This is a genomic window from Nocardia sp. NPDC050406 (assembly GCF_044459025.1).
GTDB lineage: Bacteria > Actinomycetota > Actinomycetes > Mycobacteriales > Mycobacteriaceae > Nocardia.
The window spans coordinates 527,210-540,704 of record NZ_JBITIM010000002.1; the positions used below are offsets into that span (position 1 = coordinate 527,210).

13 protein-coding genes are annotated in these 13,495 nt (G+C 66.9%); 10 read left to right on the plus strand and 3 right to left on the minus strand.

Annotated features, from left to right (window positions below; genetic code table 11):
* Positions 1-6: 6 nt before the first annotated feature.
* Positions 7-735: a uracil-DNA glycosylase gene (locus ACIBH2_RS15700; RefSeq protein ID WP_397117877.1), complete on the minus strand. Its 729-nt coding sequence runs from the start codon at positions 733-735 to the stop codon at positions 7-9.
* 108 nt (positions 736-843) lie between these two features.
* On the opposite strand from ACIBH2_RS15700, the gene ACIBH2_RS15705 reads away from it, so the two are divergent.
* The 7 genes from ACIBH2_RS15705 to ACIBH2_RS15735 all read left to right on the plus strand — a co-directional run bounded on the left by ACIBH2_RS15705 (position 844) and on the right by ACIBH2_RS15735 (position 8,551).
* Positions 844-1,542 carry a trimeric intracellular cation channel family protein gene (locus tag ACIBH2_RS15705; RefSeq protein ID WP_397117879.1) on the plus strand — a complete coding sequence of 233 codons (699 nt, stop codon included), beginning with the start codon at positions 844-846 and terminating at the stop codon, positions 1,540-1,542.
* Positions 1,543-1,668: 126 nt separating this feature from the next.
* On the plus strand, positions 1,669-2,112 hold the full coding sequence (locus ACIBH2_RS15710) for a GyrI-like domain-containing protein (RefSeq protein WP_397117881.1): 444 nt from the start codon (positions 1,669-1,671) through the stop codon (positions 2,110-2,112).
* Positions 2,109-2,543 carry an effector binding domain-containing protein gene (locus ACIBH2_RS15715; protein WP_397117883.1) on the plus strand — a complete coding sequence of 145 codons (435 nt, stop codon included), beginning with the start codon at positions 2,109-2,111 and terminating at the stop codon, positions 2,541-2,543. Before ACIBH2_RS15710 ends, ACIBH2_RS15715 begins: the two co-directional genes overlap by 4 nt.
* Positions 2,544-2,785: 242 nt before the next feature.
* Positions 2,786-3,541: a hypothetical protein gene (locus tag ACIBH2_RS15720; protein ID WP_397117885.1), complete on the plus strand. Its 756-nt coding sequence runs from the start codon at positions 2,786-2,788 to the stop codon at positions 3,539-3,541.
* Positions 3,538-5,685: an Rv1355c family protein gene (locus tag ACIBH2_RS15725; RefSeq protein WP_397117887.1), complete on the plus strand. Its 2,148-nt coding sequence runs from the start codon at positions 3,538-3,540 to the stop codon at positions 5,683-5,685. Before ACIBH2_RS15720 ends, ACIBH2_RS15725 begins: the two co-directional genes overlap by 4 nt.
* A 67-nt stretch (positions 5,686-5,752) precedes the next feature.
* Positions 5,753-7,567 (plus strand): putative bifunctional diguanylate cyclase/phosphodiesterase, encoded by a 1,815-nt coding sequence (locus ACIBH2_RS15730; protein ID WP_397120775.1) that lies wholly within the window; start codon positions 5,753-5,755, stop codon positions 7,565-7,567.
* A 135-nt stretch (positions 7,568-7,702) separates the two neighbouring features.
* The gene (locus ACIBH2_RS15735) at positions 7,703-8,551 is read left to right on the plus strand and encodes an SDR family oxidoreductase (RefSeq protein ID WP_397120777.1); all 849 of its coding nucleotides are present in this window, start codon (positions 7,703-7,705) and stop codon (positions 8,549-8,551) included.
* Here the strand turns inward: ACIBH2_RS15735 and soxR are convergent.
* Complete coding sequence (soxR, locus tag ACIBH2_RS15740; protein WP_397117889.1) at positions 8,526-9,041, minus strand: redox-sensitive transcriptional activator SoxR; 516 nt, start codon at positions 9,039-9,041, stop codon at positions 8,526-8,528. The two genes, ACIBH2_RS15735 and soxR, sit on opposite strands and share 26 nt — an antisense overlap.
* Positions 9,042-9,129: 88 nt before the next feature.
* Here soxR and arcA point away from each other — a divergent pair, with 88 nt between their 5' ends.
* Together arcA and ACIBH2_RS15750 are read left to right on the plus strand one after the other, a co-directional pair.
* Positions 9,130-10,359 (plus strand): arginine deiminase, encoded by a 1,230-nt coding sequence (gene arcA / locus ACIBH2_RS15745; protein WP_397117891.1) that lies wholly within the window; start codon positions 9,130-9,132, stop codon positions 10,357-10,359.
* 6 nt (positions 10,360-10,365) lie between these two features.
* Positions 10,366-10,740: a GntR family transcriptional regulator gene (locus ACIBH2_RS15750; RefSeq protein ID WP_397117893.1), complete on the plus strand. Its 375-nt coding sequence runs from the start codon at positions 10,366-10,368 to the stop codon at positions 10,738-10,740.
* A gap of 86 nt (positions 10,741-10,826) precedes the next feature.
* Here ACIBH2_RS15750 and ACIBH2_RS15755 read toward each other — a convergent pair whose 3' ends face one another.
* Positions 10,827-12,434: a dolichyl-phosphate-mannose--protein mannosyltransferase gene (locus tag ACIBH2_RS15755; RefSeq protein ID WP_397117895.1), complete on the minus strand. Its 1,608-nt coding sequence runs from the start codon at positions 12,432-12,434 to the stop codon at positions 10,827-10,829.
* 207 nt (positions 12,435-12,641) lie between these two features.
* On the opposite strand from ACIBH2_RS15755, the gene rsmI reads away from it, so the two are divergent.
* The gene (gene rsmI, locus ACIBH2_RS15760) at positions 12,642-13,487 is read left to right on the plus strand and encodes a 16S rRNA (cytidine(1402)-2'-O)-methyltransferase (RefSeq protein ID WP_397117897.1); all 846 of its coding nucleotides are present in this window, start codon (positions 12,642-12,644) and stop codon (positions 13,485-13,487) included.
* Positions 13,488-13,495: the final 8 nt, after the last annotated feature.

The following is a 13,495-nucleotide window of genomic DNA, read 5'->3' on the forward strand; positions in this document are numbered from 1 at the left end:
TAGCGCTCACCGGCACCCGGGCAGCCCCGCCGCCCGCGCCGCGGCCCCGAGTACGGCCTCCAGCATCACCGGCGTCAACCGTCCGGTGAAGGTGTTCTGCTGGCTGGGGTGATAGCTCCCGAACAGATGCAGCGGTGCGCGATCGGCCGCCGCGGGAGCCAACTCGTACTCCACGCCGTGCCCGAATTTCGGCCTGGGTTTCGGTACCTCCCAACCGGATTCGGCCAATACGGGCAACAGGGCCTGCCAACCGAAACCGCCGAGCACCACGATGGACCTGACGGTCGCTTTCAACAGCTCCAGCTCGGTCACCAACCAGTGACGGCACCGATCGCGCTCCTCGGGCAGCGGCTTGTTGTCCGGCGGCGCGCAGTGCACCGGCGCGGTGACCCGAGCATCGATCAGCTCGAACCCGTCACCGATATGCGTGGCGGTCGGCTGATTGGCGAGCCCGACCCGGTACATGGCCGCGTACAGAAAATCCCCGCTGCGGTCCCCGGTGAACATCCGCCCGGTGCGATTACCGCCGTGCGCGGCCGGAGCCAACCCCACCACCAGCAGCCTCGCGTCGGGCGGCCCGTACCCGGGCACCGGCCGCCCCCAATACGTCTCGTCCCGAAACGCCGCCCGCTTCTCCCGAGCGGCCTGCTCGCGCCAGGCCACCAACCGCGGGCAGGCCCGGCATTCGGACACCAGGGCGTCCAGCTCGGAGATCGTGCGGCATACGGAATCCACCCGACCATGGTGCCCGAACCGTCGAGTCCCGACCGGTCGGGCACCCATCGGCCCGGGCATACTTAGCGCGGATTGCCGGGGGTTTGCGATATGGACAAGGAGTAGAGCATGGCCGCTCTCGCCGAACTCGGTAGCGCGGCGAGCGTCGCTCACCATGTCGGAGATCTCGTGGGAGTCTTCGCATTTGCCGTCTCGGGTGCACTGCTGGCCGTCCGCAAGCGCTACGACCTGGTCGGAATAGCCGTACTGGCCGTGAGCACCGCGCTCGGCGGCGGCATCATGCGCGATCTGATCATCGGCGAGACCCCGCCGGTGGCCTTCGTGCACCTGCGCTACCCCGCCACGGCCCTGCTCGCCGCCATTGTCATCTTCTTCTGGCATCCGCCCCGGCGGCTCATTCGCGGACCCCTCGATCTGGCCGATGCCGTCGGACTCGGCATCTTCTGCGTGGTCGGCACCGTCAGCGCCTATCAGCACGGCCTGTCGCCGTTCTCGTCCGCGACGCTCGGCGTGGTCACCGCGGTGGGCGGCGGCATCGTCCGCGATGTGCTGGCCGGGCGCACCCCCAGCCTGCTGCGCCCCGACGAGGAGCTCTACGCGATTCCGGCGCTGGTCGGCTCCGCCGTCACCGCGACGCTGCTGCACCTCGACCTCTATACCTACTGGACGGGCGCTTTGGCGGGAGCGGGCGCGTTCGGCGTTCGCGTCCTCGCGCTGCGCCTGCACTGGCGCGCCCCCATCGCCCGCCCCCATCGCCGCCGCGGCGACAGTCCGCCCGAAACATCCGGGCCGCTCGGCGTGTCCTGAGCTGGGCCGCCCGGTCGTGTCGCCGAGGCTGGGCAAACCCGGTTGATAGCATGTCGATGCTGGCCGACGCGGGCGATACGGATTGCGTAGGAGCCCATGCGATCACACCTCGAGAGAGTTCCTTCCATGCAGTTTGAGATCGTCGAGCGGGACGAGACGTGGGTTGCCGGTCTGCCCGTGCGCAGTCCGAAACGCGCGCTCGGTGAACTGCGCGACCATGATCTGGAGGTCGCCTGGGCGGCCGTCCTGCACCAGGAACTCGGCGGCCCGCTGGCCGCGGCCTATACCGATTACGCCGCCGAACTCGGCACCTACAACACCCAGATCGTCGGCTACCAGTGCCAGTCCTTCGACGACGTCACCCGCGGCCACATCGTGGCCCGCCTGCCGCGCGGCACCTACGCCCGCTTCTCGTCGGTCGGAAACTTCCCGCAGGTCATGACCGACCTGTGGACCCAGATCGCCTTCGCCGAGGAGCACAAGCACATCAAGCGCACCTACACCGGCGATTTCGAGTGCTACCCGCACGCCTACAAGATCGACCTGTACCTGGCGGTCGAGCCCTCATGACCTATTCGATCGTGGTGCGCCCCGGCGCGATCTACGGCGGCCTGGTGGTGCCGCGCGTGCGCCCCAGCTTCAAGGTCTCCAACAGCGAGCTGATCGAATTCCTCCGCGACCGCCTGCGCGAACGCGACGGCGTCGACAAGCCCCTGGCCACGGTCTTCGTCCCCGACCCCGCGGGCAACTACAACGTGCTCGTCTCCTACGAGTACGCCTACGTCGACGAGGTCCCCACCGGTGACGTTCTGATCAAGGTCCCCAAGGCCATCTACGCCCGCTTCCAGCCCAACGGCGACTACCACGATCCGGTCGAGGACGTCTGGGCACAGGTCGACGACGCGACCGCATCCGCCGAGATCACCCGGGCCTACCGTGAGGAAATCGAGATCTGGCGAGGGACCTCCGAGGTCGAACTCTTCATCTCGATCCTGATCTGATTGCTGATTGTTAACTAGATCGGAACCAACCAGTCTTGTGGTTGTGTTTCGTGACTGATAGTAATGGTCTGACCGGGACAAGTTTCCGCATCTCCATTAGGGTTTCGGGAGATTTGCCAGACACCTGGACAATTCTTTCCCCGTGGCGGATACTCCCCTAGGTGCCCATGCCAGGCACGGTCGATGCACGACCGTATCGGGCGGGAGCGAGATAGTCGCGCAGTTACGGAGTGGGAACTTTCATGGCAGTCGAACCGATCGCGCTCGCCGCGGCAGAAGGCCCTGGTGACGGCATGCTCCAATTTCGGGACGAGCAGTCCGGATGCACCTTCCTCGCGGGGTCGCCGCGTCTGCACCCCCGACTCTGGCGGCAGTGCATGGATGGCGCGCTGCGGATTTACCGTCATTACGGATCCGAGGAAGCTCTCGAATACGACAAGGTGATCGACGGTCGCTCCACCACATTGTTCTTTGTGGCGCTCGATTCGGATGGAAATGCCGTGGCGGGAGTCCGTGCGGAGGGGCCGCACAAGCACGTGGACACCGTGCACGCACTCGCTGATTGGGCAGGAAAGCCTGGTGAGGCCGCATTTCGGAGAATGGTCGCAGATCAGATCCCCGAGGGCGTGATCGAGACGAAGGCAGGCTGGGCGGCACGTGAATCTCCGCACCGTTCGGCGCTGGCGGCGGGAGTCGCACGGGCCATCGTTCACTCGATGACCTTGCTTGGTGTTCGGTACGGGGTGGGTGTTTCGCCCGAACACGCTCTCGGTCGATACAGATCGAGTGGCGCGAAGGTGCCGTGGTGGATTCCGGCTACCTCCTATCCCGATGATCGCTACCGAACCGTGCCGGTCTGGTGGGATTTGAGGACCTATCGATCTGTAGCCAGCGACTCGCAGCTCCGAAGGATCGATTCCGAGCTGGCCGAGCTCACCGTGAACGGAAGCCTGCCGCCGGGAGCATGGCTCCGCGGTGATGGACTGGCCGAGGCATGACGGACCAACCACTTGCGGCCAGAGAGTATCGGCCGCTGGTTTTGAATGAATTCGAACCCGAGGACGCTGCCCGAATTGCGGCATTGCGAGCACAGGGTGGAATCGAATTCACCGATATGCGCGATTCGTTGCGCCGCGAATTCGCGGGCCTGGTCGCATCGCCGGAATTGCCCGAAGGTCGCGAAGCCGATCGTTGGGTCTATTTTCCGTGGAAACGTGCTGTGCTGGGACTTCCTGGGCCGAAGTTGCTGCGCGCCGTACGGCTTGACCGAAATCGCAACAATCTCACCCGCGAGGAGCAGGAAATCCTCGGGCGTCAGACGATCGGTGTGGTCGGACAGAGCGTCGGCCATTCCGTCGCGCACACATTGGCGTTGGAAGGCATTGTCGGCCGACTGCGGTTGGCAGACTTCGACACCATCGAACTGACCAACCTGAACCGTGTGCCGGGCACACTGTTCGATGTTGGTGTCAACAAAGCCGTGGTCACTGCCAGACGAATAGCCGAGCTGGATCCGTACCTGCCCGTCGAGGTCTTCGGCGACGGGATCACCGACGACAACCTCGATGACTTCCTGCGCGGGCTGTCGATCGTCGTCGAGGAGTGTGACTCGCTCGATGTCAAGATGGCGGTGCGCGAAGGCGCTCGCCGACACCGGCTTCCACTGCTCATGCAATCCAACGACCGCGGGCTGCTGGATGTGGAGCGTTTCGATCTGGAGCCCGAGCGCCGACCGTTCCACGGACTGCTGGGCGATACTCGAGCCACGGATCTGCGGGGTCTGTCCACCCGAGACAAGGCTCCGTATGTCATACGAATCCTGGATGGGCACAACCTGTCCGAGAAGTTGGCCGCCAGCATGGTGGAGATCGGTGAAACCCTCAATAGCTGGCCACAATTCGGCGGTGAGGTGCAGCTGGGCGGGGCCACCGTCGCGGCTGCGGTGCGTCGCATCGGATTGGGGCAGAAGCTGCCTTCCGGGCGTACTCGTGTCGATATCGACGCAGCCCTGAACGAGCTCGCCGAACCCGGCCCGTCCAGTGAACTGGTGTGGCCCGAAGACCCGCCTGAAGACCCCGCCCCGGAATCGGGCATCGCCGCGGTCCTCGACTGCGCTCGCCGTGCGCCCTCGGGCGGCAATGCTCAGCCGTGGGTATTTGGGATCGGCAGTGGCGCGATCACCATAGCGCTCGCGCCCGAGCGCACATCGGCCATGGATATCGGTTACCGCGGCAGCGCTCTGGCTGTTGGTGCGGCACTGTACAACGCGCGGGCCGCTGCCGCCGCGCACGGAATGCTCGGCGGCAGCGAGGTCCGCGCCAGCGCCACAGAACTGCTGACCGCGACAGTCCACCTGGGGACAGGTTCCGACCCGGAGTTGGCGCGCGACTACCCGGCCCTGCTGCGGCGGCACACCAATCGGCGGCACGGTACCGGCGCGCCTATCGATGCCGCGGTCCTCGACGCACTGCGCGCGGCGGCTGACGTCGCCGGTGCGGATCTGCGCTGGGTGACGGCCGCGGCCGACATCGCGAGCGCCGCACAGCTGTTGGCGGATACCGATCGTGCCCGCTACTTGACCCCCCGGCTGCATCAAGAGATGTTCGCCGAACTGCGTTGGCCCGGCGAGGACTTGCGTAGCGGACTCGACCTGCGCACGGTCGAGTTGGCTGCCGACGAACTGGCGGTCCTGGAGATCATCCGACGCGGCGATGTGATGGACCACCTGCGCTCGTGGTCGGGCGGTGCGACACTGGGTAACAGCACCCGCGATCAGGTGCGCTCCAGTTCGGCCGTCGCGGTGGTGACCTTCAAGGCCCCACCTCCTGGTCATCCGGCCGAATTGGCCGCCTACGCACAGGCGGGCGAAGCGGTACAGCGCGTATGGGTCGAAGCCGAGCGTCAGGGATTGGCGGTGCAACCGGTGTCACCAATATTTCTGTTCGCCCGACGCCCCGAGGACTTGTATGCGGTTTCCCCGGAGTTCGCCGATACACTGACGTCACTTCAGGATCGCTTCCTGGACCTGTTGGGAGTACCTGAGCACGACACGGTGGCATTGGTGCTGCGCCTCAGCTATGCGGCGAGCGTCACGGTGCGCAGCAGGCGACTTCCCATCCCGGGGGCGGACGCCCGCGGTTAGTGCGATCGGAGATAAGGTGCCCCGGCGAACGCTCGACTCACTGGTGACCCAGGTCGCCTCCGAGTTGATGGCGGTCGACGCCACGAACATGGCGGCGGCGAGTGAGCGGGTGCTGTCATGGTTGGTCGAGCATTTCGATGTCGATTTCAGCTTTCTGCGGTACACCGACCAGGAGCGCGGTGCCTCGATTCTCATAGCGGAATGGCCGCGCCGCCCCGAATCGGACGGGGATGATCCACTGCGCATCGCCTATTACGACGAGAGCCCCTCGCTGTTTGTCAAGCTCGAGCACGTCACCGAGCCGATGATCATTCGGCCGACCCCTGAATTCGACGACTATCAAAGCCTCATTCAGCGGTCTACCGGAATCGATGCCGTTTCGGCTGCCGCAGTACCGCTGGTCTCTCGCGATGAGGCGACCGGTGTCCTCGGCTTCATCAAAGAGGGCGACCGGGAATGGAGTAACCGGGAGATCAACGTGCTGAAGGCGATTGCCGCGCTCTTCGCGCAATTGCAGGCCCGCGTGGCCGCCGAGGAGCGCTTGCGCTATATCGCCATGCACGACGATCTCACCGGTCTGGCCAACAGACGGGCGTTGCTCGAACATATGGAGGACCGGCTACGGCCCGGGAACCTGGGCCCCGTCGCCGCCTTCTTCCTCGACCTCGATCGCCTCAAGGCGCTCAACGACTTTCTCGGTCACACCGCCGGGGACAATTTCATTCGCACGCTCTCGACGCGACTACGTGACAATCTCGATCCCGGGGATATGATCGCGCGCCTGGGTGGGGACGAGTTCGTCATCGTGCCAGCGAAGCCGATGGACGCGGTGGCCGCGGAGGGGGAGGCGGCGCGGATCAGGCATTTGATCGGGCAGCGGGTCACCGTGGGTGGGGAATCGGTGAGTCGGGGGGCGAGTGTGGGTGTGGCCGTGGGGATTCCGGGGGAGACCACGGTGGCCGACGTGCTGCGGCGGGCCGATCACGCGCTGCTGTCGGCCAAGTCGAGTGGGGGCAACGGGGTGGCGGTGTTCACCGACACCATGCGGGCGCAGTTCGAGTTGCAGGACGATGTGGAGCTGAATCTGCGTGGGGCGGTGGCGGATGGGTCGCTGCTGCTGCACTTCCAGCCGGAGGTGGACCTGCGCACGGGGCGGGTCGTCGCGCTGGAAGCCCTTGTGCGCTGGCAGCATCCGACGCGCGGGCTGTTGCCGCCGGGGGCGTTCGTGGGGGTCGCGGAGGCCACCAATCTCGCGGGTGAGTTGGGGCGCTGGGTGATTCGCTCCGCGTGTGAGCAGTTCGCCAAGTGGCGGCGGCGCGGATTGGCGTCGAATGTGGTCATTCGCATCAATGTGTCGCCGGTGCAGTTGGTGAGCCTCGATTTCGTGGAGACCATGGAAGATATCCTGCGCCGCTTCGGAATCGACGGATCGTCGGTGTGCCTGGAGATCACCGAACACGTGGTGGTGCAGGATCTGGCGCGCACCCAGGTGACGCTGCGCGGACTCAAGCGCATGGGCGTGCAGATCGCCATCGACGATTTCGGCACCGGCTACAGTTCGCTCTCGCATCTGAAGGCGCTGCCGGTGGACGCGGTGAAGATCGACCGCGGCTTCGTGCAGCGGCTCGGGGCCAGCGCCGACGACCTCGCCATTGTGAAATCCATTGTGGGACTTGCGGGTTCGTTCGGCCTCGGGGTGGTCGGCGAGGGTGTGGAGACCACCGTCGCCGCGCGCACGCTGGTGGCGCTGGGCTGTTATCGCGCGCAGGGCTTCCTGATCGCCCGCCCCATGCCCGCCGACGAGGTGGAGGCGCATCTGGCGGCGGGGCGGATCGCGCTCGACCTGGACCTACCGGGTTCGGGTCGCCCGGTCGGCCCCTGAGGGGCGAACGCGCCGAAACGGGGGTGCGCCCCTGAAAGTGGGGGCCGCGTTCCCCGCCCTCCGCATTGGAGAACAAATGTGTTCGCGGGTAGCGTGCGGTCGGACAAGGCCGTCGATTTCGAGGGATGGATCATCGTGGGTGGTCAAAGCCTGAATGGCAAGAAGACGTTGATTACCGGTGCGGCGAGCGGCATCGGGCGGGCGACGGCCCTCGCGGCGGCGCGCAAGGGCGCGCGGCTGGTCCTCACCGATGTGAACGGCCCCGGGCTCGAGGAGACCATCGAGCTGGTGCGCGCCGAGGGCGGGGTGGTCGAGAATTCGCGGACCCTCGACATCAGCGACTACGAGGCGGTCACCGCCTGGGCCAAGGACGTGCACGACCAGCTCGGCTCGCTCGATGTGGTGATGAATATCGCGGGCGTATCCACCTGGGGCACTGTGGAAAACCTCGAGCACCGGCATTGGAAGCTCATGGTGGACGTGAACCTCATGGGTCCCATTCACGTGATCGAGAACTTCGTGCCGCCCATGGTCGAGGCCAAACGCGGTGGCGCGCTGGTGAATGTCTCCTCGGCGGCCGGACTGCTGGCCTTCCCGTGGCACGCGGCCTACAGCGCCAGCAAGTTCGGCCTGCGCGGCGTATCCGAGGTGCTGCGCTTCGACCTGGCGCGCCACGGCATCTCGGTGCATCTGGTGGTGCCGGGCGCGGTGGACACGCCGCTGGTGCAGAGCGTGAGCATTGTCGGCGCGGACCGCGACGACCCGCGAATCCAGGTCTGGATCAAGCGTTTCCGGCGGCACGCCAAGAAGCCCGAGCAGGTGGCGGACTCCATTCTGAAGGGTGTCGAGAAGGGCACCTACCTCGTCCACACCCAGTTCGACATCCGCTTCGGGTACTGGTGGGCGCGGAAGTTCGCCTGGCCCTACGAATTCGTCATGCGCCGCGCCAACGACCTGTTCACGACGTTTCTTCGGAGGCAATGACGCAGCTCTGATCGGACTTCACGCAAGTGTCCGCGGCGTGGATGTCCAGCACCCGCGCACCCGGCCCCTCGTCGCCGAGATGGTCGTAGGCATTGACGAGTTTGCAGGTGCCCAGTGACAGGCATCCGCAGCCGATGCAGCCGGTGAGATTGTCGCGCAGGCGAATCAGCTGTTCGATGCGGTCGTCGAGGTCGGCGCGCCAGGTGGTGGAGACGGTCTCCCAGTCGCGGCGGGTGGGCGTGCGGCCCTCGGGCAGATTGTCGAGGGCCTTGCGGATCTCGGCCAGCGGAATCCCGACCTGCTGCGAAATCCGGATGAAGGCCACCCGGCGCAGCGTCTCGCGGGTGTAGCGGCGCTGATTGCCGCTGGTCCGCCGACTGCTGATGAGGCCCTCGCGCTCGTAGAAGTGCAGTGCCGACACCGCGACCCCGCTGCGCTCGGACAACTGTCCGGGTGTCAGTTCCTTCGCTTTCCACAACGCCTCTTGCATACCTCAACACTAGTCGAGGTTTGACGCGAGCCGCCGCGCATGGCCGCAATTGCCTGCCTTTGCGGCAAATGGGAACTACCGTCGTGTCATGGGAACTGAGGCTGCGCCCTCGGCGCGACCGTTTTCCGTGACCTCCGAGGTCGGTGCGCTGCGCACGGTGCTGCTGCACCGGCCGGGTGACGAGCTGCGACGGCTCACGCCGCGCAACAACGACCAACTGCTCTTCGACGCCATCCCCTGGGTGGAGCGGGCGCAGCAGGAGCACGACATCTTCGCCGAGGTGCTGCGCGGACGCGGGGTGGAGGTGCTGCTGCTGGCGGATCTGCTCACCGAGACGCTCCAGGTGAGCGGGGCCGCCCGCATCCAGGGCATCTCGGGCGCGGTGGACGCGCGGCGGCTCGGGCATGTGCTGGCCGATGAGCTGGCCGCCTACCTGCGCACCGTTCCGGCCGCCGACCTGGCCCAGATCCTCATGGCCGGAATGACTTTCGACGAACTGCCGTTCGGGCCGGATGCCACCTCGCTGGTGCGGCGCATGCACCACGGGCACGATTTCGTCATCGATCCGCTGCCGAATCTGCTGTTCACCCGCGATTCCTCGTTCTGGGTGGGTCGGCGCTTCGCCATCACCTCCCTCGCCATGCCCGCGCGGGTGCGCGAGACCTCGCTGACCGATCTCATCTACGCCTTCCATCCGCGTTTCCTGGGCGTGCGGCGCGCCTACGAATCGCACACCGCCCCCATCGAGGGCGGCGATGTGCTGCTGTTGGCCGCGGGCGTGGTGGCGGTCGGGGTGGGTGAGCGCACCTCCCCGGCGGGCGCGGAAGCCTTGGCGCGCAGTCTGTTCGAGGACGACCTCGCCCATACCGTGCTCGTCGTGCCGATCGCCCAGACCCGTGCGACCATGCATTTGGACACGGTGTGCACCATGGTCGACGTCGATGCGGTGGTCATGTATCCAGCGGTTCAGGATTCGATGTGCGCCTTCGCCATTCGCAAGAAGGACGGCGGCGGCGTGAGTATCGGCGGCCCGGACCCGTTTCTGCGTGTGGCGGCCGACGCGATGGGTATCGGCAAATTACGGGTGGTCGACACCGGATTGGACGGCGTCGCCGCCGAACGCGAGCAGTGGGACGACGGCAACAACACCCTGGCGCTCGCGCCCGGCGTGGTCGTCGCCTACGAACGCAATGGCATGACCAATGCGCGGCTCGCCGACGCGGGTATCGAGGTGCTGCCGATTCCGGGCTCCGAACTGGGTTCGGGGCGTGGTGGCCCGCGCTGCCTGTCCTGCCCGCTATCGCGTGAGGAGGTGTGAAAGACCATGTTGGACATCCCGGTCGACCACCACTCGACGGTGCCGCCCTACGAACAGCTCCGGCAGGGTGTCCTGACCCGGGTGCGATCCGGGGAGCTGGCCGCCGGGACCAAGATCCCGACCGTGCGCGCGCTGGCGGCGCAATTGAAGCTCGCCCCGAATACCGTGGCGCGCGCCTATCGGGAGCTGGAACAGGACGGCGTGCTCGAAACCCGCGGCAGGCTGGGCTCTTTCATCGCCTCCTCCGGCGACCCCACCAGTGACACCGCGGGCCGGGCGGCCACCGAGTACGTGGCGGTCATCCGGCGACTGGGCCTCGACGACGAAGCCGCCCTGCGGTATCTGCGGGCAGCGTTGGGCGAGAGCGCCGCCGACTCCTGAGATCTCCAGCGCACCCGCGCCGCGACTTTCACCGAGGCGGCCGGTGGGGTTTCAGGGGCGAAGCCCCTGAGAGTCCCGAGAGTTGGCTAACGCCAGCTGGGCAGCCAGAGCCGGTCGTGCCAGTCACCCGGGGTGATGGGGTAGGCCGTCAGAATCGGCCACAGCCAAATGAAATTGGCGATCACCACCGCCAGGTACAGGCACACGATGAGCAGTCCGAGCCCTTGCCGTTCGCTCGTCGGCGTGAAGCGCTGCCAGGCCGCCGCCCCCGATAGTCGCCGCCCGCTCGGCACCGCGTGCCCGAGGATGTCGCCGAGCACCAGCGCCACCCCCATGGCCAGGAACGGGGCCAGCGGCACCGCGTAGAAGAAGTACATCTGCCGGTCCAGCGACAGGAACCACGGCAGCAGGCCCGCGCCGTACCCGACCAGCACCGTCGCGTACCGCCAGTCGCGCCGCACCGCGGTCCGCCACAGCGCCCACGCCAGCACCGGCAGCGCCACCCACCAGATGGCGGGCGTGCCGATGAGCATGATGGCCTTCACACACTGCGACTGTCCGCAGCCGGTGACATTGGTGTCGGCGTAGTAGTAGAGCATCGGCCGCAACCCCATCGGCCAGGTCCACGGCTTGGATTCCCACGGATGGTGATTGCCCGCCGAATTGGTGAGCCCCTCGTGGAAGGTCAGCACCTCGCTGCCGTAGTACCAGAGCGAGCGCAGCGCGTCGGGCACCCAGGAGAACATTCCGTCGCGCCCGAGCTTGGAGCCGCCGACCACCCAGCGGTCGTAGCTGGTCTCATTGGCGAACCAGGCCCAGAAGGTGGCCAGATACACCAGCACCGGCACCACCGCGAGGGCGTAGACGGTGGGTCCGAGATCGCGCACCGCGGTGCCCTGCCAGGGCAGCCGCACCCGGTATCCGCGCCGCGCGGCCACATCGAAGGCGAGGCTCAGCGCGGTGAACGCGACAACGAAATACAGTCCGGACCACTTGGTTCCGCACGCCAGGCCGAGCAGTACGCCAGCCCCGAATCGCCACCAGCGCACCCCGAGTCGCGGTCCGTACGGACTGTCGCCCATCCGCCCCTCGGCGTCGACCTTCGCCATGCGGGCCCGAATATCGTCGCGATCCACGATGAGGCAGCCGAAAGCCGCTACGACGAACAGGGTTTGGAAGATGTCCAGCATGCCGATGCGCGAGGACACGAAGGTGACCCCGTCGGCGATCAACAGGATTCCGGCGAACGCGCCGACGAGGGTGGACCGCGTCATGCGCCGCACGATGCGAATCACCAAGAGCACCACAATGGTTCCGCAGAGCGCGGCGGTGAACCGCCACCCCCACCCGTTGTAGCCGAAGATCGCCTCGCCGAACGCGATCATCTGCTTGCCGACCGGCGGATGCACCACCAGCCCGTACCCGGGGTTGTCCTCCACCCCGCCGCCGGTGAGTATCTGCCAACCCTGCGGCGCGTAGTGCTTCTCGTCGAAGACCGGCGTCTTGCCGTCGGTCGGATAGCCCAGCATGAGGAATCGGGTGAAGGCGGCGATGGCGGTGAGCACCAGGGTGACCACCCACCCCCGCATGCGATCGGTCGGGCCGAGGTCGAGCGAGGGTTTCAACGGTGCCGGACTGGACAGCGCCGCCCCATTGTTCTGGGCGGTCGGTCGCGTTTCGGTCACCTGTGTCACGGACCCGATGTTAGGCGGTGGGGGTGGGGTGGGTGTGTCGTGGTGAAAGTGGGGGCGTGGCGGGGTTGGCCTGAGCGGTCAGAAATCGCTGGGAGGTGAGGGAAATCGGGTTGTGGGGGCGAATTGTGACCGGTCAGGCCAACCCAGAGCGACCCCCACCTCCTCCGTATGCTTGTGACCCCGCACGCCCAACACCTGAGGAGCCCCATGCCCGAGGAGTCCGGTCGCCTGGTCCTGGCCGCCACGCCGATGGGCGATATCGGCGACGCCTCCCAGCGCCTCCGCGACGCCCTCGCCTCCGCCGAGATCGTCGCCGCCGAGGACACTCGCCGCACCCGCTCCCTGGCCAAGGCCCTCGGCATCGAGATCACCGGCCGCGTGGTGAGCTTCTACGACCACGTCGAGACCGCCCGCATCCCCATGCTGCTCGACGAGATCGCGTCCGGCCGCACGGTCTTGCTGGTCACCGATGCCGGAATGCCCTCGGTCAGCGATCCGGGCTATCGCATGGTCGCCGCCTGCGTGGAGCGCGGGCTGCCCATCACGTGCCTGCCCGGACCGTCGGCGGTGACCACGGCCCTGGCTCTGTCCGGTCTTCCGGTCGAGCGCTTCTGCTTCGACGGTTTCCCGCCGCGCAAATCCGGCCAGCGCAAGGAGTGGCTGCGCACTCTCGCGGGTGAACCGCGCGCCTGCGTCTTCTTCGAGGCCCCGCATCGCCTCGCCGACTGTCTCGCCGATGCCGTCGAGGTGCTCGGCTCCGAGCGTCGGGCGGCCGTGTGCCGGGAGCTGACCAAGACCTACGAGGAGGTGGTGCGCGGCACCCTCGCCGAGTTGGCGGCGTGGGCGGTCGAGGGTGCTCGCGGTGAGATCACCGTGGTTCTCGAAGGCGCGCAACCGGTTTCGGCCGACCCGAACGATCTGGTCGAACGCGTGGAGGAACTCGCCTCGAAGGGTCTGCGGCTCAAGGACGCCTGCGCCGAGGTGGCGGCCAGCACGGGCGCCTCGCGCAAGGAGTTGTACGACGCCGTCCTCGCGTCGCGGTCCGCCGAATGATCCCGCGC